Raw genomic sequence first — 24105 nt, 5'->3', positions numbered from 1 at the left:
GGATTGAATTAAAATTCAATTTATATGTATGAATATGCAATTACAACCCCGCAGAGAAAACTTTCTCTTTAATAGTGGAGGCGCGCTCTATGGTGTGTGAAAATAGCGTACAAACGTCAAATTGATTGAGGACTGAGAAATGGCAAACCGTGAATTGCTGGAAGAACAACGTGAAGAAACTCGCTTAATCATCGAAGAGCTGCTGGACGATGGCAGCGATCCTGACGCGCTTTACACCATTGAACACCACTTATCTTCAGAAAAGTTCGAAGTTCTGGAGAAAGCGGTCGTAGAAGCTTTCAAACTGGGTTATGAAGTTTCCGACCCGGAAGAGCTGGAAGCTGAAGACGGTACTGTCATGATGTGCTGTGACGTAATTAGCGAAGTGGCGTTAAATGCAGAGCTTATCGACGCACAGGTTGAGCAACTGATGAATCTGGCCGAAACCAACGGCGTTAACTACGACGGCTGGGGCACTTACTTCGAAGGCGACGACGACGAAGAAGGTGAAGAAGGCGAAGACGAAGATTTCATCGACGAAGATGATGACGGCAAACGTCATTGATTGAGTCAGGCTTCTGAATTTCGATTCATGAAGAAAGAAAAGGCTGCCGGAGACGGTGGCCTTTTTTGTTTGTGCATGACAGTCCCCCCTTTGTGACTCCCTTCGCATTAAGCAAATTTCATAAACCCTAAGTGAAATATGGTTAAATTCAACGCACCTGCCAAAAGTTAACATACCAATTCTGAAAGATATTCTACCTCATGGTGTGGAGTCAGATTATGGCAGCCGTAAAGAAATTGTCTGTTATAGAAAAACTTGGTTTTGGTATGGGAGACGCCGCTTGCGGGATCGTTTATTCCTCCGTCACGATGTTTCTGACCTACTTTTATACCGATATCTACGGGCTTTCCGCGGCAGCGGTCGGGGTGATGTTTCTGGTCACACGCATTCTGGATGCCGTCAGCGATCCGCTCACCGGTATTGTTGCGGACCGCGTGAAAACCCGCTGGGGGCATTTTCGTCCGTGGCTGATTTGGTTTGCCATTCCTTATGCCGTGCTGGCGGTGATGACGTTCACCACGCCTGATTTTGGTCATTCCGGAAAACTGCTTTATGCCTACATTACTTATTCTCTGCTGATGCTGTGTTACACCTTTATCAATATTCCTTACTGCGCGCTGGGTGGGGTGATTACCACGGATGATAAAGACCGGCTTTCTGCACAATCCTACCGGTTCACGATTTCTTCTCTGGCGGGTTTACTGGTTTCTGTCGGTACTTTGTGGCTGGTGGATTATTTTGGGAAAGAGAATCAGCAGGCCGGATATCAGGCGACGATGGCGGTGATGGGCGCGATTGCGGTGTGTATGCTGGTGTTCTGTTTTTGTTTCACCAAAGAACGCATCACGGCGGAGGATACCCGTCAGGTATCGGTGATGAGTGATTTGAAAAATCTGCTGTCGAACGATCAGTGGCGTATTGTCGCGATTATCACCTTTTTCTCCAGTATGGCCGGAGTGATGCGCAGTTCCGCCACGTTGTATTACGCGACGTATCTGATGCTGGATAAGGGGCAGAGTCTGGTCAGCGGTACGGCGATGAAAAGCACGTTTATTACCACCAGCGTGGTCGGCACGATATTCGGGGCGATGGCGGCGGGGTATTTTGCCAAACGGTTCAGCACGCTGGCGATGTTTAAAAATATCAACCTGCTGCTGGTTCTGACGGGCGTTGTGATGTTTTTCGTACCGCCGAAATTCCTGCCGGTGATTTTCCCGTTGTATTTCATCATTGGTTTTTTACACCAGATGTACCAGCCGTTTAAATGGAACATGATGGCCAATGCGGCGGATTATGGTGAGTGGAAAACAGGGCGGCGGATCACCGGCCTCTCTTTCTCCGGGAATCTGTTCGCGTTAAAACTGGGGATGGCCTTTGCCGGGGCGTTCGTCGGGTTCTCACTCGGCTGGTTCGGTTATCACGCTGGTGCAGAAACCCAAACCGCGCTGGCAACCACTGGCATCATCGGTCTGCTGACTGTCGGACCTTCAGTGTCCTATCTGATCCTCTATTTCCTTGCCCGCTTCTACAAACTCGATGATGCCACGATGAAAAATATTCAGACGGATCTGGCGAAACGCAGCGGTGATATTGCCCGCGAGCAGGAAAACGCAGCCGGTAATCTGGCGCCTGTGATGGCGGTTAAATAAGGGGGAGATGAATATGGAGAAGATTAACCACGCTGGCTGGTGCGCAGATTTGAGTGACGGGCGTTATCAGAATCCTGTTTTGCATGCGGATTATTCGGACCCGGATATCGTTTGTGTGGGCGACGATATTTATATGGTGGCCTCGAGTTTTAACCATATTCCGGGCCTGCCCGTTCTTCATTCAACCGATCTGGTGAACTGGAAAATCATTAATCACGTCGTGCAGCGGATTAACTCGCCGGCATACGACAACATGCAGCCTGGTAAAGGGATCTGGGCGCCGAGTATTCGTTATCACAACGGGCTTTTTTGGGTGTTTTACAGCATGCCCGATGAAGGCATTTTTATGTCTTATGCCGAAGACCCGGCCAAAGAATGGAGCGAGCCGCAGTGTATTAAAGCGGTGAAAGGCTGGATTGACCCTTGTCCGTTCTGGGATGACGAAGGACGGGCTTGGCTGGTTCATGCATTCGCCTACAGTCGTTCCGGCATCAAGCATCAGCTACAGCTTTGCGAAATGTCCCCGGACGCCACGTCCCTGCTCGATGAGGGTAAAATCATTTTCGATGGCGCGGTTTCCCATCCGACTATCGAAGGGCCAAAAGTCTACCGGCGTCATGGCTGGTATTATATTTTTGCCCCTGCCGGCGGCGTTGAAAGTGGCTGGCAGACCGTATTACGCTCCCGCCAGTTGAGCGGCCCGTTTGAGGCGCGCGATGTTTTACATCAGGGCACCACGACCGTGAATGGCCCTCACCAGGGCGGCTGGGTGGAACTGAAAAACGGCGAATGCTGGTTTGTTCATTTTCAGGATGCCGCACACAATGGCCGGATAGTGCACCTGCAACCGATGCGCTGGAATGGCGATGACTGGCCGGAGATCGGCGAAGAAATCAATGCCGAAGGGCTGGGGCAGCCGGTATCGGTGTACACAAAACCTGCTGCATACGCTCAGGGGATGCGATACGTTCCGCAAACGTCGGACAGTTTTGCCGACGGGCGCTTTGGCCTGCAATGGCAGTGGCAAGCGAACCCGCAGCCAGACTGGATAATCCCGTCGACGACTGGCCTGAAACTGGCCTGCCAGCCTTATGGCGAACGGGCTTTGTATGACACGCCGCAACTGCTTTTGCAGAAACTCTCCGCCCCTGAATTCACGGTGACCACCCGTCTGATACCGCATTTTAACCATGACGGTGAGCAAAGCGGTTTAATTGTGTATGGCGAGAGATACGGAGCGGTTTCGGTGTGTCAGCAGAATGGCGGGTGGGTGCTGGTGTTCGATTTCGGGTGGATGAGCGATAAAGGCGTTCTGAGCCAGAAAAGAACCGTGCTGGCAACGCTCACTGGTCATGGGGCGGTGTTCATCAGGGCGGATGTATTGTCACGTGGCGTTTGTCATTTTTCCTTCAGGCAGGTCGAAACGGAAGAGTGGAAAGCTGTTGAACCTCAATTTTCAATTTCAGCAGGGAAATGGGTGGGGGCGAAAATTGGCCTTTACTCGGCAGCCTCTGCAGTCAATGCTGATGCGGGCTACGGCGAGTTTGCCTATTTTTCGATGAGCGCCCGATAGCCATAAAAAAGCCAGCTCGCGGGAGCTGGCTGTTCTCTTCTTAAAGCACTTCACCGTTACTGCCAATCACTTTCTGATACCAGCCGAAGCTCTCTTTTTTAGAGCGCGCCATCGTGCCGGTGCCGTCGTCGTTTTTATCGACGTGAATGAAGCCGTAACGTTTGCTGTACTGGCCAGTGGTGAACGACACGCAGTCGATGCAGCCCCACGGCGTGTAGCCCATCAGATCCACGCCATCTTCCAGCACGGCTTTTTTCATCTGCACGATGTGCGCTTTCAGATAGGCGATACGGTAATCGTCGTGAATGACGCCGTCTTCACCGGCTTTGTCGATTGCGCCAAAGCCATTTTCGACGATAAACAGCGGCTTCTGATAACGTTCGTACAAGATATTCAGGGTGTAACGCAGACCGACAGGATCAATCTGCCAGCCCCAGTCGGATGCCTTCACATGTGGATTCGGCACGCTGCCCGCAAAGCCGGACAGGCCGTTATCGTCGCTCGGGTTGTGTGCCGAAATTGCGTTGCTCATGTAATAGCTCAGGCCGATGTAATCGGCACAGCCGTCGCGCAGCGCCTGAAGATCGCCGTCTTCCATTTTGATATTGAAACCGCGACGTTCCCACTCTTTCAGCGCATATGCCGGGTAATAACCGCGCATATGCACGTCGCTGAACAGGAACCGTTCGTGCATCGCTTCGACGGAATACATCACGTCGTCCGGATGGCAGGAGAACGGATAAAGCGGCACCATGGCGATCATGCAGCCGATTTTGAAATCAGGATTAATGGCATGGCCGAGTTTGACCACTTTGGCACTGGCAACGAACTGATGATGCAGCACCTGATACATAGTTTCTTCCGGATTTTCCTGCTCGGTAAACACCACGCCGGAGCAGCAATAACCGAACAACGGGTACTTCCAGTTGCGCTGGTTGTTGATCTCGTTGAAGGTCATCCAGTATTTGACCTTGCCTTTGTAACGCTCCATGACCACCTGGCTGAAACGCACAAAGAAATCCACCACCTGACGGTTTTTCCAGCCGCCATATTCTTTCACCAGATGCCACGGCATCTCAAAGTGAGAAAGGGTAATGACCGGCTCGATATTGTGTTTGAGTAGTTCATCAAACATATCATCGTAGAATTGCAGACCGGCTTCGTTAGGCTGTAATTCGTCACCGTTCGGGAAGATGCGCGTCCACGCAATCGAGGTGCGGAAGCATTTGAAGCCCATCTCAGCGAACAGCGCGATATCTTCTTTGTAGTGCGAGTAGAAATCGACGGCTTCGTGGTTTGGATAACTGTAACCCTCCAGCACGCCGTCGGTCATCACGCGGTCAACGCCATGTGCGCCGCCGGAAAGCACGTCGCAGATGCTGATGCCTTTGCCGCCTTTGTTCCAGCCGCCTTCAACCTGATGCGCCGCTACCGCGCCGCCCCACAAGAAATCTTTCGGTAACTGATGACTCATTTGATTCTCCCTGGATACTTGATGAGGGCAGATTGCTTCTGCCCTGTAGATCGTAATGTCAGATTTAATTCATTTCCGCCTGCGCGGCACGCCGGGATTCAGCCTGTACCTTTTTGGTGGCTACCACATCGGGCTCGTCTTTGAAGCCGACCAGCCAGGTGAAGAGCGCACCGAGAACAAAGGCCACGCTTATCGACAGCAGGAAGCCAAGGAACTGCGGCATATGGCCTTCTTTAAAGAACACCGGCAGCACGGCGATACCCGGCAGGCAGTAGCTCCATGACACCGCATTAAAGGAACCGGCTATCGCGCCGCCGATACCGCCCGCAACGCAGCTGCACAGGAACGGTTTTTTCAGGCGCAGCGCCACACCGTAAATGGCCGGTTCGGTGATGCCAAACAGACCGGTCACGCCGGCGGAGAGCGAGATGCCTTTCATTTCACGGCTGCGGGTTTTCAGGTACACGCCGAACATGCTGCCGGTCATCGCGAAGACGGCGGAAGCCTGCAGGCCGGTAAAGGTGTCATAACCCAAGGTCGCGTAGTTGCCGACGGTCACCGGCGTAATGCCCCAGTGAACGCCCAGCGTGACCAGCGGTTGCCAGAAGGCGCCGACCACGAAACCGGCAATGATCGGGCTGAGGTGATAGAGATAATTATAAACGCCGCCGATCGCGCCACCGATCATGTTACCGACCGGGCCGAACACCAGCAGGGTCATCGGCACCATAATGGCGATACAGAACATGGGGGTGAACAGGTTACGGATAACCACCGGCAGCACTTTATTAAAGAAGTGCTCGATGTACGACATCGCCCAGACCATCAGAATGATCGGGATAACGGAGGCGGTGTAACTCAGATATTTCACCGGAATACCGAGGAAATCCAGCGTCGGTGCAGAAACCGGAATGCCGACCACGTTTTGCAGAATGTTGGCGATATCAGGGTTGCTCACCGCTTCGCGCATCAGTTGCTGCATGGCCGGGTCAGCGGAGTTGATTGAGGTGATCTTGAACGCCGTCAGCATGTTCATGTAATCAGGGCTGATCAGCGCACAGGCCGTAATCACGGCGGTGAAAGGGTTCACGTTGAATTTTTTGGCGGCGGTGAAGGCAATCATCACCGGCAGGAAAGTAAACGCCGTCCACGACACAAAGTTGAGAATACGGTAGGTGCCGCTGTTCGCATCCATAATCCCGACAGCGGCAAGGAAGGAGATAATCCCCTGTAAAATACCGCAGGCGGCGAGCTGATAAAGGAACGGAGTAAAAATGCTGGAGATGACGTCCATAACCCGGCTGACGATACCGACGTTTGGCGCTGAAACAGGTGCGTTTTCATCGATGTCGATCAGTTGTAATACCTGTTTATAGGCATCGCTGACGTGGTTGCCGATCACCACCTGCATCTGGCCACCGGCCTCAATCACTGTGATCACGCCTTTTACACGTTTTAATTCTTCTTTATCGACGGCTTTATTATCTTTCAGAACAAAACGTAAACGAGTCGCGCAATGTGTGATGCTAATCACATTAGCATTGCCGCCGATATATTTAACAATATCCTGGGCTGTTTGTGCGTAATCAATGGCCATTATTTATTATTCTCCTGCCGGGGTGTACAGAGATGAGTTTTATTTTTTTAATCGCTGGCAGGAGTGTAGCAAAAGAAAGGATGAAGTCACGATATAACAAAAAACATGATTAGGAATATGTCACAACATAAAAACACCCTGTTTTTTCATTGCGCTGCGTCACGTTTTATTAACGGAAGTTTCTTGCCGATAGTTTCAATAATATAAAGTACCGGGATCTGCGTAGTAATATTATATTGGCCTTCAAGAACGATTTGCGGCATGTGGTAAGAGATGTTGAGGTCTGCCATGCGCGCCAGCGTGGAGTTCTCGCTGTTGGTCAGGCTGATGATCTTGCAATTGTGCTGGCTGAACTGTGTGGCAAAGCGCAGCACTTCTTCCGTTTCACCGGAAACAGAAAGAATAATGGCGATGGCATCTTTATACATATCGCTGTTGATCGGGAAATAAGGGTCGTCAATAAAGGTGCTGAATTTCCCAACATTAGAGAAAAAACGCGCGCTGTATTTCCCGAGTGATCCTGACGTTCCCACGCCCACAAATATAATGCGCTGGGCATCAGATATTTGTTTTGCGGCCTGATCTAATAATTCATCAAACTCGCTGTTATTAATACTTTTGAAATAGCTGATAATTTCACTGATTCCAAAAGAAACCGGCGGCTTTTCTTCATGTTCTAAAAACAGCTTAAAACGGATACGAAATTCTGAGTAACCGTCGCAATCCATCTTTTTACAAAAGCGCAAAACAGTGGTGGTAGACACGCCTGCGGCATCCGCCAGTTCGCGGATAGTCATGTACATCACTTTGTCGCCATTTTTGACGATGTAGTTATAGACCGTCAGTTCCAGTTCATTTAACGCGGAAATGGCTTTGTGTGTGAACATGAGGCGCCTGTTTGCAAAGATCGATTAAAGAACGAAAGCGGTGTCAGAGGTATTTTAACATCGTCACTTCGCAATCGACGTGACCTGTATTCCCCATTGCGCCATCAATGTGCTGGAAGCCGAGGCGTTCATAAAGGGCAATGGCCTGAGTCAGGCTGGCGGTGGTTTCCAGATAGCAGCGGGCAAACCCTTGCTGACGCGCATGATCGATGGCCTGTAATGCCAGACGTTTTGCCAGACCCTGGCCGCGCAAAGAAGGCATGAAGTACATCTTCTGCAACTCGCACAAATCGTCCTCTGCACCTGACAGCGGCGCCATACCGCCACCACCGGCCACCACGCCATCGAGTTCCACCACCCAATAAGCACAGCGCGGCTGGCTGTAGCTTTCATACAGATGATCTAAATTCGGATCAGCGACGGTATAGCCTTTGTCAGCCGTCAGGCCAAATTCGGCAGAAACGTGGCGGATCACGTTAGCGATAGCGGCATTATCTTCAGGGCGGATCGGGCGCACCAGCACGCTGACAGGAAAGGTGGTCGTCATGTTACTCACTCAGTTTCAATAATCGGCAATCATACAGACCGTTTTAATACCATTTAAGGGCGGGTGGGCGCAACGCTGCCGTCCCCTCTGCGACATATTCCTTAACGCAAATGAGAGTCTTTTTCATCTGAATTGTAAAGAATTCGTTGCCTCCTTGTACCGGAGCGTGATTAAATCTTCATCGTTATGTAAAGCACTACGCCTCTTTCTTAATTACAGGAGAGACGGTTTCTCATTCCTTTCAGGACGAAAGATAAAAATGTCTGATAATAATCAACACAACGACAACCTGCATCAGGTCCGTTTTCATGGTAAGGGCGGAGAATATTTCGCAATCTGGCTGGTTAATGCATTACTGACCATTGTCACATTAGGGATTTATTCTGCATGGGCGACAGTGCGCCGTCGTCGTTATTTTCTGGGTAATACTGAAATAAACGGTGATCGTTTTGATTATCACGCAAAGCCAATTCAAATATTGAAAGGCCGTTTGCTGGTGATTGCAGGGATCATTGTCTTTTATATTCTGGCGGCAATAATGCCGCATCTGGCGTTATTGTTCGTGCTGGCCTTTTTCGCCTTGCTGCCGTGGGTGATTATTCGCAGCTGGCGCTACAATGCGATCATGACCAGCTACCGTGGTGTACGTTTTAATTATCACTGCAAAACAGGGCGCGCTTACTGGACCCTGTACCTGTGTCCGATCCTGCTGATGCTGGCGTTGTATATTCCGATTGTGGCCATCGTTCTGATTGCAGTTCAGACAGCCAGTATCAGTGCAATAATACTGAGCGTGGTGCTGGTGGCTGTCGCCTTAGTCCCTGGTATTGCTGCCGTTCAGGGGATTATCAGCGCCATGACCCACGACCTGTACGTTAATAATATGTTCTTTGGAAAGACGGCATTCAGTGCCGAATTAAAGAAAGCCGCATTTATTAAATACAGCCTGCTGGGCATTTTATTATTCCTGCCATTCCTTATCTTCGCCTTCTGGCTGATGGGATCGTTTATCACCACCCTGTATCAGATGGCTCTGATGGGCGGTATGTCTGATGAAATGGCCAGTGCGATGCTGATGGGCAATCTGTTTGGTTTCTTCCTTGCCATCGTCATTCTGCTGGTGGGTTCCCTGGTGGTTGCCAGTTATCAGGTCGTGGCTATCCGTAATTACGTCTTTAACCAGACACGGATTGGCAACGGGGTTAAGCTGCATTCCTCGATGAAAACCCTCTCCTACCTGGGGCTTCTGTTGACTAATGCGCTGATTGTGGTGTTCTCACTGGGTCTGGCGACGCCGGTGGCGCATGTGCGTATGGCGCGTTACATCGCCGCATCGACCGCTGTTTCTGGCGATTTATCACTGCTGGATGTGCAGGCACACAGCGATTCTGTTAACACCGCCGTTGCCGAAGAAGTTGCACAGGCGTTTGATCTTGGCGTCGGTATGTAATGCATGATCATTGAAGGCTTTTATCAGCCTCCGGGACGGGCAGCGCGTGAGGCTGCCCGCCTCTTTTTAGAAGAAGGACAGCAGCTGACGCTGGACACGCCGGAATCGCAGATTCGATTTTCGCTGCGTGATATTGATGTTTCTGACGCGCTCGGCACTATCCCTTTATTCCTCACATTCCCCGACGGCAGCCGTTTTGTGCCTTCCGGTGACGCGGCGTTTCGTCACTGGTTGTCGCAGCATCGAAAGCCGGGCTGGGTTTATCGTATGGAAAGCCACAAGCGCGGTGTCATCCTTGCGCTGCTGTCGACCTGCCTGCTGATTATCTTTTATGTCTACGGTTTATTACCCTGGGCCAGTCATGCCATTGCGCTGCGAATTCCGACCACCATTGAGCAGAACCTTGGTCGTCATACGATGACGCTTCTGAAAGCCAGTGATTTTCAGGCATCGGCGCTGCCCGATGTCCGGCAGAGCGCTCTTCAGGCGCTGTTCCGGCAGGTGACTCCGCCGTCATTGCGCGATGACCGAACGCCGGTCAGCCTGAAACTGATGAATATTCCTGATACCGCTAATGCGTTTATGCTGGCGGATGGCACGCTGATCCTCAGCGATAAGCTGGTGGAACTCAGCCCCGGGGATGATGCGCTGGCGGCAGTCATGCTGCATGAAATGGCTCATCATGCTTATCGTCATCCGATGCGCATGCTGGTGCGCTCTTCACTGGTGTCACTCACGCTCCTGTGGATGACCGGAGATGTCAGCGGTATCGGTGATACGCTGCTTCAGACGGCGTCACTTGCCAATGAATTGCAGTTTTCGCGCAGCATGGAGCGCGAGGCGGATGACTGGGCGATCGCAGAGATGAAGCGGGAAGGGCGGTCGCTGGCGCAAATGGCGCAAATTTATATGTTGCTCTCAGCGCAGTCGCAGAATGAAGAAATCCACGACAGCACGTTGCCGGACTGGCTGAGTACGCACCCGGCGATGCAATCACGGATTGAACATATCAGGGAAGCGGATAAACACGAGTTTCCCCGCCCATAAAAAAAGGCCGCTTGCGCGGCCTTTATCATTTTGCTTTAGCGAGTTTACAGCGCGGCAATCGTGGCTTTCTGCTCTGCAATCTTGAGTTTCGCTTCACCGCAGGCTGCCAGACGTTCGCGTTCTTTTGCGACAACGGCTTCTGGCGCACGCGCGACAAAACCTTCGTTAGACAATTTGCCTTCGATGGAAGCAATCTCGCCGTCGAGTTTTGCGATCTCTTTGTCGAGACGTGCAAGCTCAGCATCTTTGTCGATCAGACCCGCCATCGGGATCAGCAGTTCCGCGCCTTCGACCAGTTTGGTGACAGACACCGGGCCTTTGTCGCCGGCAGGCAGAATGGTGATGGATTCCAGACGCGCCAGAGATTTAATGAAGCTCAGGTTCTGTTCCACACGACGCTGTGCATCCGCACCTGCACCGCGCAGCAGCAGTTCCAGCGGCTTGGCCGGAGACAGGTTCATCTCGGCACGCACGTTACGGATTGCGATGATCGCCTGCTTGATCCACTCGAGATCGGCCAGCGCCAGTTCATCCGCTTTCGCCGCATCAAACTCAGGGAAAGGTTGCAGCATGATGGTTTCAGCTGTGATGCCTTTCAGCGTTTTCACGCGCTGCCAGATGGTTTCAGTGATGAACGGAATGATCGGATGCGCAAGACGCAGCAGACCTTCCAGCACTTCCACCAGCGTATGACGGGTACCGCGCAGTTGTGCTTCGCTGCCCCCGTTCATGACCGGCTTGGTCAGCTCCAGGTACCAGTCGCAGAACTGGTTCCAGGTGAATTCATACAGAATGCTGGCAGCCAAATCGAAGCGATAGCTGTCCATCGCATCACGGTAGGCTTTCACCGTGCGGTTATATTCCGCGAGGATCCAGCGGTCAGCCAGTGACAGCTCAAGTTCGCCTCCGTTCAGGCCACAATCCTGATCTTCGGTGTTCATCAGTACGAAGCGGCTGGCGTTCCACAGCTTGTTACAGAAGTTGCGGTAGCCTTCAAGACGCTTCATGTCCCAGTTGATGTCACGGCCAGTAGAAGCCAGCGCCGCCAGCGTGAAGCGCAGGGCGTCAGTGCCGTGCGGTTCGATACCGTTCGGGAATTGCTTCTCGGTACGCTTGCGGATTTTTTCCGCCAGCTGAGGCTGCATCATGTTGCCGGTACGTTTTTCCAGCAGGTCTTCCAGTGAGATACCGTCAATCATATCCAGCGGATCGATAACGTTACCTTTGGACTTGGACATTTTCTGCCCTTCGTCGTCGCGGATAAGACCGGTCATGTAAACGGTATTAAACGGAACCTGTGGCTTGCCGTTTTCGTCTTTCACGAAGTGCATGGTCATCATGATCATGCGCGCGATCCAGAAGAAGATGATGTCGAAGCCGCTCACGACCACGCTTGAAGGGTGGAAGGCTTTGAGATCAGGCGTCTGTTCTGGCCAGCCCAGCGTGGAGAAGGTCCACAGGCCGGAAGAGAACCAGGTGTCGAGCACGTCTTCGTCCTGAGTCAGCACGACGTCTGCGCCCAGATTGTTTTCGCTGCGCACTTCCGCTTCGTCGCGGCCAACGAAAACGTTGCCTTCGGCGTCATACCACGCCGGAATGCGGTGTCCCCACCACAGCTGACGGGAAATACACCAGTCCTGAATGTCACGCATCCAGCTGAAGTACATGTTTTCGTACTGTTTAGGCACGAACTGGATCTCACCTTGCTCAACGGCTTCTACTGCCACTTTCGCCAGCGGCGCGGTACGGACGTACCACTGGTCGGTCAGCATTGGCTCGATCACCACGCCGCCACGGTCGCCGTAAGGTACGGTCAGATCGTGAGGTTTAACTTCTTCCAGCAGGCCCGCTTCATCAAACGCTGCGACCACGGCTTTACGCGCAGCAAAACGCTCAAGGCCACGGAACTGCTCAGGGATATCATTGGCACATGCATCACTTTCTTCGCCGTTCGTATCGAATACTTCAGCGGTCTGGCGGATATCGCCATCGAAAGTCAGGATGTTGATCATCGGCAGGCCGTGACGTTTACCGACTTCATAGTCGTTAAAGTCATGCGCAGGCGTGATCTTCACGCAGCCGGTGCCTTTTTCCATATCCGCGTGTTCATCGCCCAAAATAGGAATGCGACGGCCCACCAGCGGCAGAATGATCTCTTTGCCGATCAGATCTTTGTAACGCGGATCTTCCGGGTTGACCGCCACGCCGGTATCACCGAGCACGGTTTCCGGACGTGTGGTGGCGACCACCAGATAATCTTTGCCTTCAGCAGTTTTCGCGCCGTCAGCCAGCGGATAACGCAGGTGCCACATGGAACCTTTAGATTCGCGGTTTTCTACTTCGAGGTCGGAGATGGCGGTGCGCAGTTTCGGATCCCAGTTCACCAGGCGTTTGCCACGGTAAATCAGGTCTTCTTTGTACAGGCGAACAAACACTTCGCGCACGGCGTTGGACAGGCCTTCATCCATGGTGAAGCGCTCGCGCTCCCAGTCCACGGAGTCGCCGAGGCGGCGCATCTGGCGGGTAATGGTGCCGCCGGATTCTGCTTTCCAGTCCCAGATTTTGTTGATAAACGCTTCACGGCCATAGTCGTGACGGGTTTTGCCTTCTTCGGCCGCGATTTTACGCTCAACCACCATTTGCGTTGCGATACCCGCATGGTCGGTGCCCGCCTGCCACAGGGTGTTTTTGCCCTGCATGCGCTGATAGCGGATCATGGCGTCCATGATGGTTTGCTGGAAAGCATGACCCATGTGCAAGCTGCCGGTAACGTTCGGCGGCGGGATCATGATGGCAAAGCTTTCTTTACTGGTATCACCATGTGGCTTGAAATAGCCCTGTTGTTCCCAGTGCTCGTAAAGCGGCTGCTCGATGTCTTGCGGGTTATATGTCTTATCCATTTCGCTTCGTATTTTCGTCGGTCGATGTGGTGACGGAGGGCGGCGTGGCCGTCGTCAAAGAGAAACCCACGCTGCGATAGGCTTTGTAGCGTTCGCGCGCAAGTTGTTTAAGGGAATCTTCGTAAGGAACGAAGTCTACCACTTCATGGAAAGCAGTAGCAAAATCTGCAAACTCAGGCAGCAGGCTTATCAGCAGGTCGCGTGGCGCATTGCCGCGCTTACCTGGCCAGCAGAGCTCCACCGGCGCACCAAATCGCGGGCCTTCGCCCGCCAGATTGTGCGGTACAAAGTGGCTCGGATCGCGCTTCCAGAGTGCTTCATCCAGACGCTCGGCCTGTTGTTGATCTTCACAAGCCAGCAGGACACGTTTGCCCATCCGGTAACGTTCAGCGGCGACCTGACAGGCCAGCGCTTCGTGTGAGCTGAGCTCGCCACTTGCATCCGGCGCATCGAGAAGAAAAAAGGTTGCCTGTTTCATGATGAGTTCACTGTGCTGCTGAGAAAAAACAGGGGCGCAACTGGGTGCGCCCGCCTGTGAAGGGTCTGGCGAGCCAAACCCTGAGGATGAAATTATACCTTATTTGACGGGTGAATCAGATCATTCATCACCGTCAAGACCGGCACGGTTGAGCAGGAACTGAGACAGCAGCGCGACCGGGCGACCTGTTGCCCCTTTGTTTTTCCCTGAACGCCATGCAGTACCGGCGATGTCCAGATGCGCCCAGCTGTATTTACGGGTGAAGCGCGACAGGAAGCAACCGGCGGTGATAGCACCCCCTGCACGGCCACCGATGTTTGCCATATCGGCAAAGTTGGAGTCCAGCTGTTCCTGATATTCGTCAGCCAGCGGCAGACGCCATGCACGGTCACCTGCCTGCTCGGAGGCGCCAATCAGCTCATGGGCCAGCGGATTGTGGTTCGACAGCAACCCGGTGATGTGATGACCAAGGGCAATCACGCAGGCACCGGTCAGCGTGGCGACGTCAATCACCAGCTCAGGATCGAAACGTTCGACGTAGGTCAGCGCGTCACACAGCACCAGACGGCCTTCAGCGTCGGTGTTCAGCACTTCGACAGTCTGGCCGGACATTGTCGTCAAAATGTCACCCGGACGGAACGCCTGGCCGCCAGGCATGTTTTCACAGCCGGCGAGGACGCCAATCACGTTGAGCGGCAAATTCAGTTCAGCCACGACGCGCATCGCTCCATATACAGCGGCTGCACCACACATGTCGTACTTCATTTCATCCATATCTGCGGCGGGCTTGATGGAAATACCGCCGGAATCGAAGGTCAGGCCTTTGCCGACGAGCACGATAGGCTTAGCGTCCGGATTAGGATTGCCCTTATATTCCATCACCGACATCAGCGATTCGTTTTTCGAACCCTGACCGACGGCCAGATAAGCGTTCATCCCCAGCTCTTTCATCTGCTGTTCGCCGATAACGCGGGTGGTGATGTTCGTGCTGAACGCGTCGGCGAGCTGACGCGCCTGTGACGCCAGATAAGCGGCGTTACAGATGTTTGGTGGCATATTGCCCAGATCTTTCGCGGCTTTGATGCCGGCGGAGACGGCTAAACCGTGCTGGATGGCGCGCTCACCGCTGGTCAGTTCACGGCGGGTTGGCACGTTGAAGACCATTTTACGCAGCGGACGGCGAGGTTCGACTTTATTGCTTTTCAGCTGGTCGAAGGTATAAAGCGATTCTTTTGAGGTTTCGACCGCCTGGCGCACTTTCCAGTAAGTATTGCGCCCTTTTACGTGCAGCTCGGTGAGGAAGCAAACGGCTTCCATAGAACCGGTGTCGTTCAGGGTATTGATCGTTTTCTGGATAACCTGTTTGTACTGGCGCTCATCCAGTTCGCGTTCTTTGCCACAACCAATCAGCAAAATGCGTTCTGAAAGAATATTCGGTACATGATGCAGCAACAGGGTCTGGCCCACTTTGCCTTCAAGTTCGCCACGGCGGAGCAGGGCACTGATATAGCCATCACTGATTTTATCGAGCTGTTCGGCAATCGGTGACAGACGGCGAGGTTCGAAAACGCCGACTACAATACAGGCACTGCGTTGTTTTTCCGGGCTACCGCTTTTTACGCTGAACTCCATGCACTCTCCTGAATCTTAAAGACAAGGGCGGGAGGTACGGCTAGAATGGTTGCCGGAGACACTCTCCCGTCATTGTGTTAACGACCTGTGTTAACCTTAAACGGCGTTAGTTTTTATTTTGGCGGCTATAAGCATGTTCCTATAGGACACCCCAATTCTCGGTGTTGTAATACTATTTTAGCTGTGAAGGTTGCCATATGATGAGAATAAATGACGGATTAGCGATGAAACTAGCGATTTTCCTTCAAAAAGACAAGTTTTCACAGGCGTATTAAGCGTGATCATCATTAGATATCTGGTTAGGGAAACCTTCAAGAGCCAATTTGCCATTCTGTTCATTCTGCTTCTCATCTTCTTTTGTCAGAAGCTGGTCAGGGTGCTTGGAGCGGCAGTTGATGGCGATATCCCAACAAATTTAGTTCTGTCACTTCTGGGTTTAGGTATTCCGGAAATGGCGCAGCTTATCCTTCCTCTCAGCCTTTTCCTCGGCTTGCTGATGACGCTCGGTAAATTGTATACCGACAGTGAAATCACGGTCATGCATGCCTGTGGTCTTGGAAAACGGTCGCTGGTCATCGCGGCGATGGTATTGGCGTTATTTACCTCAGTTTTCGCCGGCTTTAACGCGATATGGTTAAGTCCGTGGTCATCGAAACATCAGGATGCGGTTCTGGCGGAAGCCAAAGCCAATCCCAGTATGGCGGCTATGGTTGAAGGCCAGTTCCAGCAGGCACAAAACGGCAATGCGGTGCTTTTCGTGGGTAACGTGAAAGGTAAGGAATTCCATAACGTCTTCCTTGCGCAGCTGCGCCCGAGTGGCAACCAGCGTCCTTCAGTGGTAGTGGCGGATAAAGGCCACATGTTGCAACGTCCGGACGGTTCTCAGGTCGTGACTCTGGATCAGGGCACGCGCTATGAGGGCACGGCCTTGCTGCGCGATTTCCGCGTCACTGACTTTACTGATTATCTTGCCGTTATTGGTCATCAGACCGTTCAGCTGGATCCGAACGAGTCCGATCAGATGAGCATGTCGCAACTCTGGCATTCCGATGAGCCGGAAGCGCGTGCAGAGCTTAACTGGCGTATCACATTAATTGTGTCGGTCTTTATCATGGCACTGTTAGTGGTTCCGCTTAGCGTGGTGAACCCGCGTCAGGGCCGCGTGCTGAGCATGTTGCCGGCTATCCTGCTTTATCTGATTTTCTTCCTGCTGCAAACCTCCCTGCGTTCCAATGGCGCGAAAGGTAAACTGGATCCGATGGTCTGGATGTGGGGCACTAACCTGCTCTACCTCGCACTGGCATTGGTTCTGAATGCATGGGATACCTTGCCGGTTCGTAAGGTCCGCGCGCGTCTGAGAGGAGTTGCCTGATGTTTGGCGTATTAGACCGGTACATCGGTCGCACGATCTTCAACACCATCATGATGACGTTGTTCATGCTGGTGTCGCTCTCCGGCATCATCAAGTTTGTCGACCAGTTGCGTAAGGTCGGGCAGGGCGGATATTCAGCGGCAGGCGCAGGGCTTTACACCTTACTGAGCGTTCCGAAAGATATCGAGATCTTCTTCCCGATGGCCGCACTACTCGGTGCATTGCTGGGTCTTGGCACACTGGCAACACGCAGTGAGCTGGTGGTCATGCAGGCCTCTGGTTTCACCCGTATGCAGATCGCTGCATCGGTGATGAAAACGGCAATTCCGCTGGTGCTGCTGACCATGGCGATTGGTGAGTGGGTCGCGCCGCAGGGCGAGCAGATGGCGCGTAACTATCGTGCGCAGCAGATGTACGGCGGTTCGCTGCTCTCTACCCAAAATGGGCTGTGGGCAAAAGACGGGCATGACTTTATCTACATTGAGCGTGTTGCGGGTGAGAAAGAACTCACTGGCGTGAACATCTACCATTTCGATGATCAGAATAAGCTGCAATCGGTGCGTTATGCCTCTTCAGCTACCTTTGATAATGGCGAGTGGAAACTCTCTCAGGTGGATGAATCAGACCTGACCGACAAGCTGCAAATCACCGGTTCTCAGACCCTTTCCGGCGTGTGGAAAACCAACCTGACACCGGACAAACTCGGTGTCGTGGCACTGGATCCGGATGCGTTGTCGATAAGCGGGCTCTACAACTACGTAAAATACCTCAAGCAGAGCGGCCAGGAGTCCAAGCGTTACCAGCTGAACATGTGGAGTAAAATCTTCTCTCCGCTGTCTGTTGCCGTAATGATGCTGATGGCGCTTTCGTTCATCTTCGGGCCGCTGCGCAGCGTGCCGATGGGCGTGCGGGTGGTGACGGGGATCTGCTTTGGTTTCCTGTTCTACGTGCTTGATCAGATTTTCGGCCCGCTGAGCCTGGTTTACAGCATTCCGCCGATTCTGGGCGCATTGCTGCCAAGCGGACTGTTCCTTGTCATCAGCATGTATTTACTGTTGAAGAAAAAGTAAAACCGCAGATTCAGATAAACAAAAAGCAGGCTCTTTACAGAGGCCTGCTTTTTTTACGTCTGAATGCGGAGGTCTGAACAATCAGATCTCGTTATTGCGCACCAGATCAGCCACCAGATCGTTCACGCCATCACTCATGTTTTTAAACTTGGTCAGCTCGCTGCGGGTCACCACCACGAACACACCGACACCGCGTTGCGGTACCATCGCAACATAAGTGATAAAACCACCGCCGCCACCGGTTTTCTGAATGATGCGCGGTAACAGTGGGGTTGGCGCCATGGTCACCCATCCCATGCCCAGCGAGTCAGCCATGCCCGGTACGTCCATCCCCTTGAGCGACACTAAATCAGAACGTTTGTAATACATTTTCTGCGCCATCTCGGCGGTAGAGGTGCGTTGCCCGAGGAACTGACGCATCCAGCGGCCCATATCAGCCGGCGTCGAGTACAGCCCGCCACTGCCTGCTGCTGCGGTGGTGTTGATGCATGGCGTCGGTCGCAGGCCCACCATCAGCCTTGCACACTGGCTGGCATTTGGTGTGAGCGTGGTGTCGATCATGCCGAGCGGCTGGGTGATCTGCTCGCGCAGAAGTTGGGTGTAAGGTTTATTCGCGGCTTTTGATAACGCATCCGACAACAGATCAAATGCCAGATTAGAGTAAGACGCGCGGGCGCCCGGCGGCACGGTCATTTTGGCGACGCTCAGCCAGTTCCAGCGATCGCTTTTCGTCGGCCAGGTAAATACATCACGGTGCGCAACGCCACCCGGTTGCTCACGCGGCAGCCCACTGGTGTGCGTCGCCAGATTCAGCAACGTGATGGGATTGGTGCCGTTGTAACTGGGTACGCGGGCACCGGCAGGTGCATATTTACGCAGCGGGTCATTAATACTGACTTTGCCCTGTTGCGCCATTTTGACCAGCACTTCGCTGGTAATCAGCTTAGTCAGCGACGCGACGCGCACGAGGGAGTCTTCACGTGGACGCACATCGGAACCAGGGCGGGTTTCACCAAAACTGCGGAACACCTGCTGATTGTTATCCACCACCACCAGCGCCATTCCCATTGCGCCACTGCCGTAAAAAATATGTTCTGCATGGTCATCCACGACCTGCGACGCGAGACGCGCGTTTTGTTGCGCATAGCTCCATAAAGGCGTACTGGCAAAGGCCAGGGCAAGGAGCGAAAGAGAGATTTTTTTCAACAAGCGGGTATCCATCAACAGGGCATCAACTATTCGTGATTTGTATACTAATGCGAAGTTTGAGAAACGGCATGAGAAAAACGCGCCCAAATCGAAGATTTTTGTCAACAAAACCCCCACTTACCGCTGCTGATGTTTGTTTTTTCAACACTTAAACCGAACAGGGTGGGATAACTATTGCGTGACCTGCTGGGCTGGGTATAATGCCCACGTTTTCCGCATACTACTTTCTGTGCCGAAGTGGCGAAATCGGTAGACGCAGTTGACTCAAAATCAACCGCCGCAAGGCGTGCCGGTTCGATTCCGGCCTTCGGCACCATTAGTATGTAAATAGACCTCAACTGAGGTCTTTTTTTATGCCTAAAATCCAGTCCCCGCAAGGCTTTCCCCCGCGTTTCAGTCAACCGATGTCAATCTGAGTTACCCCACATCAACATGCTTGTGAGTATAGAACCGAGTATATATGCTGGTTCGATAATGCTTATATACTCACGGCAGCATATGGAAGGAATACCATCATGGCCCTGACTGATACCAAGGTGCGTTCGGCAAAACCTGAAGCAAAGGAATACTCGCTAGTAGACGGCGATGGAATGTTTTTGCTGATACACCCTAACGGCTCCAAATACTGGCGTTTCCGCTTTCGCTTTGGCGGCAAGCAACACTTGATGGCGTTTGGTGTTTACCCAGAGACATCACTTGCTGACGCCAGACATAAAAGAGAAGCTGCCAGAAAACTCGTTGCCGCTGGGATTGATCCTCGCAAACAAAAGCGAGCAGTAAAAGAAGAGTTGGCGAAAGAAGTCTTCACCTTTGAAGTGGTTGCCAGAGAATGGCATGCGACTAATAAGAAGTGGTCAAAAGATCACAGTGCTCGAGTTTTGAAAACCCTGGAAGATTTTCTTTTTCCGGCCATTGGTAAACACAATATCACCGAACTTAAAACTCGAGATTTACTGGCACCTATAAAAGCCGTGGAGAAGTCTGGACGTCTTGAGGTGGCTTCGCGTCTGCAACAGCGCACAACAGCAATCATGCGCTATGCCGTACAAAGCGGTTTGACCGATTATAATCCCGCTCAGGAAATGGCTGGTGCCGTCGCTACAGCAAAACGGCAACATCGTCCCGCCTTAGAACTTAGCCGCACTCCTGAACTACTTCATCGTATCGACACCTACACCGGCAGACCGCTCACTCGTTTGGCAATAGAGATGACATTGCTGGTCTTTATCCGGTCAAGTGAGTTGCGTTTCGCCCGCTGGTCAGAGATCGACTTCGAGACAGCTATGTGGACGATTCCGGCAGATCGCGAACCATTGGAAGGTGTTAAGCATTCTTACCGTGGATCTAAGATGCGAACGCCGCATCTGGTACCGTTATCTCGTCAGTCCCTTGGAGTCCTTGAGAAAATAAAACGCCTAAATGGTAATCGCGATTTAATTTTCGTTGGCGATCATGATCCGCGTAAACCAATGAGTGAAAATACGGTAAACAATGCACTTCGGGTAATGGGCTACGATACGAAAGTCGAGGTTTGCGGTCATGGCTTCAGAACCATGGCGTGCAGTTCGTTAATTGAATCGGGGATTTGGTCTAAGGATGCGGTAGAGCGACAGATGAGCCATCAGGAGCGTAACTCTGTACGTGCCTCTTACATTCATAAGGCTGAGCACTTGGATGAGCGCAGACTAATGCTGCAGTGGTGGGCTGATTTTCTGGATGCGAATCGGGAAAGCGCGACGAGTCCATTTGATTACGCAAAGATTAATGCATCGATGAGAATTTAGAATGGCTGATGGCTGACGAATACATTCCATGTGAACACGAAAAGTGGCCCTTAACTAATAGATACCAACCGCGGACCTCACTGACAATTCCATCAGTGAGGTTAATGTCTTCATTTTAATTTAATTATCGCTTCATGTGGCGCTGTGAGGGATATATATCGAAACACAGATTACACTGAAATTCATCGACATAGAGATGTATTTGATGAAGTAAATGACAACTTTTGTTAAACAAGAAATTGAAGCCAATATGCAACGCTACTTGGATTTTGCTAAACTTTATGAGATTATTTTTTATATGGTAGTAGTGGGGATGGAAAGTCTCAGATTTTGACAAGCTGTCAGTCAGAACATCGTTACCAGCAGCGGTTCACGTTCCATTTGGATGCTACACATATTTTTGCTCCCCGACAATCAGCTATTGATGCCCTGAATATTTTATTTGAAAAACACCATCTGCAATCACGTCCCCTATTGGTGGGCATTTATAATGGGATGCTTGCTAACTTTGCAAGAGAAGGCGCTGAATGCCACCAGAGAGTTCGAGTTGCGATTGATCTGTTTTTATCAAAACAGGAGAAGTAGCATGGTTCTTATAGTACGGATAATTTCTATTTTTTGACTTCGAAAATTATTAAAAACTTCAGTTCGACGCAGATAAAAATGCTCACAATTTAATAAAAAAGTATTAGATCAGTTAAATTGCGATACTGGTGAAAATATTTTTACACTATTTTTAAATGTGAAGGATTCACAGAACATGATTTAAATGTAGTTGTTAATTTCAAGCTGCTCTGTATGCCTGGCGTTAAGGATATCTTAATTACGAAACTTTTTAAAGTGCGATTAATTAAATGTCAGTTCGTTACTACGAGAACGTTATTGGATTTTCTATAGCCAAATTCCCCTGTCAGTTTAATAAATAACATTACGTCACTGATGTTACTTATCCCTTTAAATAAACAGTGCGGCGACACCTGGTTATAAATTAGTTTTTATGCCAGAGGTATTCTGAACCCTTTTTCGGTAAAGTTCAAAAAATGCAGTGCCTCCACCAGCATATGCCAGTAAAAAATCACAGATCTGTTTATCCAGCGAGAATTGTAAGTATCCCTGCAAGCAGTGGATATCCGCTTGGTATGCGACTGGATTGAGTCCTGGAGCTAATCTCACCTTGGTAGCGTTACTCATTATATCTCTAACAAAGTGTCCAGAATGATTAGACCATTACAGTGTGAAAATTTTAGGAATTACCATATTGATCTCTCCCACTAAAATATTATTATTAAAATTACAGGTGCTAAGAAAAGTTGCTAAGAGGTCAGCAGCCTTGAGATGGAACCTCTCAGAAAAAAGTTGCGGCAGTCTCTTAAAGATTTGAGACTTAAATGGAGAAATAGCATGACACAGAAGAAAAGCACATCCAATCAGATTGATGACTACTTTAAAGCTATGAGCGAAGGCACACTGGGTGAAAGGAAGACATATTTGCAACTTTTTGCCGAACTTACCTCAACGCATAAATCGGTCAGCCGAAAGGACATCATTCGAGGCCTGGTTAAAAAGCTTGAAATGGAGAAGGACGTAACAAAGGCCGATATTTATCGCAATATACTTGAACAGATGCATGAAACTCGGGATAACGACTAGCTAAGCAGGCATAATTTTCAATGTATAAGAGAAAAAATACCGGACGAGAAAGTTACTAAATCCACTGAGTAAAAAAATTTTCAAGACTACATTAAGCATTCAATATTTATGCTGATATTAATAAGGAATTCTATTATATACCTCTGTCATTGTAGACTGAAGATTCTATATTAAAATGATGAGTGCGCCATTTAGTGGAGTGGGGCTCGAGTTTATGAATATACCGTTGCTCCTTCGTAAATTTATTAGCCCAACTATCATACTTCGCTACATGCAATTTAAAAAGTGTGAAAAAAACTCATACATTGTTCCGTACAATGTATGAGTAAGCCAAGTGGCCAATACCAGGGAATCAAAAACACTATAATAAATAGTGAGTTAGTAAATTTCCTGAACCGGGACGAACTTATTGATTACAAGTGTCTGACCGAAATTTAAGTTCTAGAATTGTTGCATGTGAATGAGCTTAATTCTGTATTCCAGTAAAGTGCTTACTTTGTATTTCTGCATAGCTGACCTTAAATGAGAGCTAACTGTTTTAGGTGTTATGCCCGTTATTGTACTTATCTCATTATGGCTTAGACCTTTCCTGAGCAGATCAGAGACTTTACGTTCCTTATTTGTTAAGGCTAAATTTTCAGTTCTTACAAAAAGATTATTCCTAATTAAAGGCGAACCAAACATAACCATTTTAAAGATGTTTAAAATCTGATCTAATCCTGTGTCAGGGGCAATAAAAAGTGCATTTTCATACCCTCTTATGCCTCTCACAACTTCTGACATTGAAAAAGTACAGAAAACGATCACTGCTCCTCCTCTATCAAGCGAAGGGCTACGTTCAGGTAACTTTTCAAATATGCTCCTGGAAGATAAGACGACAATATCAGCTTGAAAATAATCGTTATATCTTGACTCATGTCGATTAATGAGCCTTACATTTACTACATGAGAATGATATATATCATCTAAAAGTTTTTGCAAGCCAACCTTAAAGTAATAATCCTTGCAGTAAATAGAAAAAAGTGAATTTCCATATGACAACATATTCAAAGTCCATATTAATAGCAACAGCTCTAGCGAATTGCAATTGAATATCTTAAGCAATCGCTAATAAAAAAACTTAAAGATCGTTATCCTTTTTACCAACAGGAACTAACTAAAGCAACTCGTCAAAGCTGTAAGGAGAAATGACATAATGAGCATAATCCTAATATCGAAAAC

General features: G+C 50.5%; 18 protein-coding genes, 1 tRNA gene and 1 pseudogene. 11 read left to right on the top strand and 9 right to left on the bottom strand.

The window, feature by feature from the left end; genetic code table 11:
* Window positions 1-139: 139 nt before the first annotated feature.
* The 3 genes from rraB to J1779_RS18225 all read left to right on the top strand — a co-directional run bounded on the left by rraB (window position 140) and on the right by J1779_RS18225 (window position 3787).
* Window positions 140-565 carry a ribonuclease E inhibitor RraB gene (gene rraB / locus J1779_RS18235; protein WP_056776511.1) on the top strand — a complete coding sequence of 142 codons (426 nt, stop codon included), beginning with the start codon at window positions 140-142 and terminating at the stop codon, window positions 563-565.
* 218 nt (window positions 566-783) lie between these two features.
* Window positions 784-2214, top strand: coding sequence for a glycoside-pentoside-hexuronide (GPH):cation symporter (locus J1779_RS18230; RefSeq protein WP_056776514.1), 1431 nt, complete (start codon window positions 784-786; stop codon window positions 2212-2214).
* Window positions 2215-2227: 13 nt separating this feature from the next.
* On the top strand, window positions 2228-3787 hold the full coding sequence (locus J1779_RS18225; protein ID WP_217204459.1) for a glycoside hydrolase family 43 protein: 1560 nt from the start codon (window positions 2228-2230) through the stop codon (window positions 3785-3787).
* Window positions 3788-3827: 40 nt separating this feature from the next.
* Here J1779_RS18225 and J1779_RS18220 read toward each other — a convergent pair whose 3' ends face one another.
* The 4 genes from J1779_RS18220 to J1779_RS18205 form a co-directional block, all read right to left on the bottom strand.
* Complete coding sequence (locus J1779_RS18220; RefSeq protein WP_183848428.1) at window positions 3828-5261, bottom strand: 6-phospho-beta-glucosidase; 1434 nt, start codon at window positions 5259-5261, stop codon at window positions 3828-3830.
* 64 nt (window positions 5262-5325) lie between these two features.
* Window positions 5326-6858: a PTS transporter subunit EIIC gene (locus tag J1779_RS18215; RefSeq protein ID WP_056776524.1), complete on the bottom strand. Its 1533-nt coding sequence runs from the start codon at window positions 6856-6858 to the stop codon at window positions 5326-5328.
* Window positions 6859-7004: 146 nt separating this feature from the next.
* Complete coding sequence (locus J1779_RS18210; protein WP_136375479.1) at window positions 7005-7745, bottom strand: MurR/RpiR family transcriptional regulator; 741 nt, start codon at window positions 7743-7745, stop codon at window positions 7005-7007.
* 43 nt (window positions 7746-7788) lie between these two features.
* Window positions 7789-8292, bottom strand: a complete 504-nt coding sequence (locus tag J1779_RS18205; RefSeq protein WP_122094377.1) for a GNAT family N-acetyltransferase — start codon at window positions 8290-8292, stop codon at window positions 7789-7791.
* A gap of 259 nt (window positions 8293-8551) precedes the next feature.
* Here J1779_RS18205 and J1779_RS18200 point away from each other — a divergent pair, with 259 nt between their 5' ends.
* Entirely contained in the window at window positions 8552-9742 is a 1191-nt protein-coding gene (locus J1779_RS18200) for a YjgN family protein (protein ID WP_217204458.1), read from the top strand.
* Window positions 9743-9745: 3 nt separating this feature from the next.
* Window positions 9746-10789, top strand: a complete 1044-nt coding sequence (locus tag J1779_RS18195; protein ID WP_217204457.1) for a M48 family metallopeptidase — start codon at window positions 9746-9748, stop codon at window positions 10787-10789.
* Window positions 10790-10833: 44 nt separating this feature from the next.
* On the opposite strand, the gene J1779_RS18190 is transcribed toward J1779_RS18195, so the two are convergent.
* The 3 genes from J1779_RS18190 to pepA all read right to left on the bottom strand — a co-directional run bounded on the left by J1779_RS18190 (window position 10834) and on the right by pepA (window position 15799).
* Complete coding sequence (locus J1779_RS18190) at window positions 10834-13689, bottom strand: valine--tRNA ligase (protein ID WP_122094371.1); 2856 nt, start codon at window positions 13687-13689, stop codon at window positions 10834-10836.
* Window positions 13682-14167: a DNA polymerase III subunit chi gene (locus J1779_RS18185; RefSeq protein WP_122094369.1), complete on the bottom strand. Its 486-nt coding sequence runs from the start codon at window positions 14165-14167 to the stop codon at window positions 13682-13684. The genes J1779_RS18190 and J1779_RS18185 overlap by 8 nt, the downstream gene beginning before the upstream one ends.
* Window positions 14168-14287: 120 nt before the next feature.
* Window positions 14288-15799, bottom strand: coding sequence for a leucyl aminopeptidase (pepA, locus tag J1779_RS18180; protein ID WP_056776547.1), 1512 nt, complete (start codon window positions 15797-15799; stop codon window positions 14288-14290).
* A 277-nt stretch (window positions 15800-16076) separates the two neighbouring features.
* On the opposite strand from pepA, the gene lptF reads away from it, so the two are divergent.
* Both lptF and lptG read left to right on the top strand, forming a co-directional pair.
* Window positions 16077-17171: an LPS export ABC transporter permease LptF gene (gene lptF, locus J1779_RS18175; protein ID WP_056776550.1), complete on the top strand. Its 1095-nt coding sequence runs from the start codon at window positions 16077-16079 to the stop codon at window positions 17169-17171.
* The gene (lptG, locus tag J1779_RS18170; RefSeq protein WP_056776552.1) at window positions 17171-18241 is read left to right on the top strand and encodes an LPS export ABC transporter permease LptG; all 1071 of its coding nucleotides are present in this window, start codon (window positions 17171-17173) and stop codon (window positions 18239-18241) included. The genes lptF and lptG overlap by 1 nt, the downstream gene beginning before the upstream one ends.
* Window positions 18242-18322: 81 nt before the next feature.
* On the opposite strand, the gene ampH is transcribed toward lptG, so the two are convergent.
* Window positions 18323-19462, bottom strand: a complete 1140-nt coding sequence (ampH, locus tag J1779_RS18165; protein WP_217204456.1) for a D-alanyl-D-alanine-carboxypeptidase/endopeptidase AmpH — start codon at window positions 19460-19462, stop codon at window positions 18323-18325.
* A gap of 219 nt (window positions 19463-19681) precedes the next feature.
* On the opposite strand from ampH, the gene J1779_RS18160 reads away from it, so the two are divergent.
* The 4 genes and pseudogenes from J1779_RS18160 (at window position 19682) to J1779_RS18145 (ending at window position 22884) form a co-directional block, all read left to right on the top strand.
* Window positions 19682-19766 (top strand) — tRNA-Leu (locus J1779_RS18160).
* 199 nt (window positions 19767-19965) lie between these two features.
* The gene (locus J1779_RS18155; protein WP_217204455.1) at window positions 19966-21234 is read left to right on the top strand and encodes a tyrosine-type recombinase/integrase; all 1269 of its coding nucleotides are present in this window, start codon (window positions 19966-19968) and stop codon (window positions 21232-21234) included.
* Window positions 21235-21408: 174 nt separating this feature from the next.
* Window positions 21409-22128, top strand: a pseudogene (dptF, locus tag J1779_RS18150) (DNA phosphorothioation-dependent restriction protein DptF); the annotation flags it as partial.
* Window positions 22129-22635: 507 nt separating this feature from the next.
* The gene (locus J1779_RS18145) at window positions 22636-22884 is read left to right on the top strand and encodes a biofilm development regulator YmgB/AriR family protein (protein WP_159281389.1); all 249 of its coding nucleotides are present in this window, start codon (window positions 22636-22638) and stop codon (window positions 22882-22884) included.
* A 441-nt stretch (window positions 22885-23325) separates the two neighbouring features.
* Here J1779_RS18145 and J1779_RS18140 read toward each other — a convergent pair whose 3' ends face one another.
* Window positions 23326-23928 (bottom strand): helix-turn-helix transcriptional regulator, encoded by a 603-nt coding sequence (locus tag J1779_RS18140; protein WP_132966393.1) that lies wholly within the window; start codon window positions 23926-23928, stop codon window positions 23326-23328.
* Window positions 23929-24105: the final 177 nt, after the last annotated feature.

The sequence above is a fragment of the Rahnella rivi genome (assembly GCF_019049655.1).
GTDB classification, from domain to species: Bacteria; Pseudomonadota; Gammaproteobacteria; order Enterobacterales; family Enterobacteriaceae; genus Rahnella; species Rahnella rivi.
This window is presented reverse-complemented; position numbering and strand designations above follow the sequence as displayed.

Coding starts and splice junctions, on each gene's coding strand:
- rraB (WP_056776511.1), top strand. CDS start 140: ATGGCAAACCGTGAATTGCTGGAAGAACAACGTGAAGAAACTCGCTTA.
- J1779_RS18230 (WP_056776514.1), top strand. CDS start 784: ATGGCAGCCGTAAAGAAATTGTCTGTTATAGAAAAACTTGGTTTTGGT.
- J1779_RS18225 (WP_217204459.1), top strand. CDS start 2,228: ATGGAGAAGATTAACCACGCTGGCTGGTGCGCAGATTTGAGTGACGGG.
- J1779_RS18220 (WP_183848428.1), bottom strand. CDS start 5,261: ATGAGTCATCAGTTACCGAAAGATTTCTTGTGGGGCGGCGCGGTAGCG.
- J1779_RS18215 (WP_056776524.1), bottom strand. CDS start 6,858: ATGGCCATTGATTACGCACAAACAGCCCAGGATATTGTTAAATATATC.
- J1779_RS18210 (WP_136375479.1), bottom strand. CDS start 7,745: ATGTTCACACACAAAGCCATTTCCGCGTTAAATGAACTGGAACTGACG.
- J1779_RS18205 (WP_122094377.1), bottom strand. CDS start 8,292: ATGACGACCACCTTTCCTGTCAGCGTGCTGGTGCGCCCGATCCGCCCT.
- J1779_RS18200 (WP_217204458.1), top strand. CDS start 8,552: ATGTCTGATAATAATCAACACAACGACAACCTGCATCAGGTCCGTTTT.
- J1779_RS18195 (WP_217204457.1), top strand. CDS start 9,746: ATGATCATTGAAGGCTTTTATCAGCCTCCGGGACGGGCAGCGCGTGAG.
- J1779_RS18190 (WP_122094371.1), bottom strand. CDS start 13,689: ATGGATAAGACATATAACCCGCAAGACATCGAGCAGCCGCTTTACGAG.
- J1779_RS18185 (WP_122094369.1), bottom strand. CDS start 14,167: ATGAAACAGGCAACCTTTTTTCTTCTCGATGCGCCGGATGCAAGTGGC.
- pepA (WP_056776547.1), bottom strand. CDS start 15,799: ATGGAGTTCAGCGTAAAAAGCGGTAGCCCGGAAAAACAACGCAGTGCC.
- lptG (WP_056776552.1), top strand. CDS start 17,171: ATGTTTGGCGTATTAGACCGGTACATCGGTCGCACGATCTTCAACACC.
- ampH (WP_217204456.1), bottom strand. CDS start 19,462: ATGGATACCCGCTTGTTGAAAAAAATCTCTCTTTCGCTCCTTGCCCTG.
- J1779_RS18155 (WP_217204455.1), top strand. CDS start 19,966: ATGGCCCTGACTGATACCAAGGTGCGTTCGGCAAAACCTGAAGCAAAG.
- J1779_RS18145 (WP_159281389.1), top strand. CDS start 22,636: ATGACACAGAAGAAAAGCACATCCAATCAGATTGATGACTACTTTAAA.
- J1779_RS18140 (WP_132966393.1), bottom strand. CDS start 23,928: ATGTTGTCATATGGAAATTCACTTTTTTCTATTTACTGCAAGGATTAT.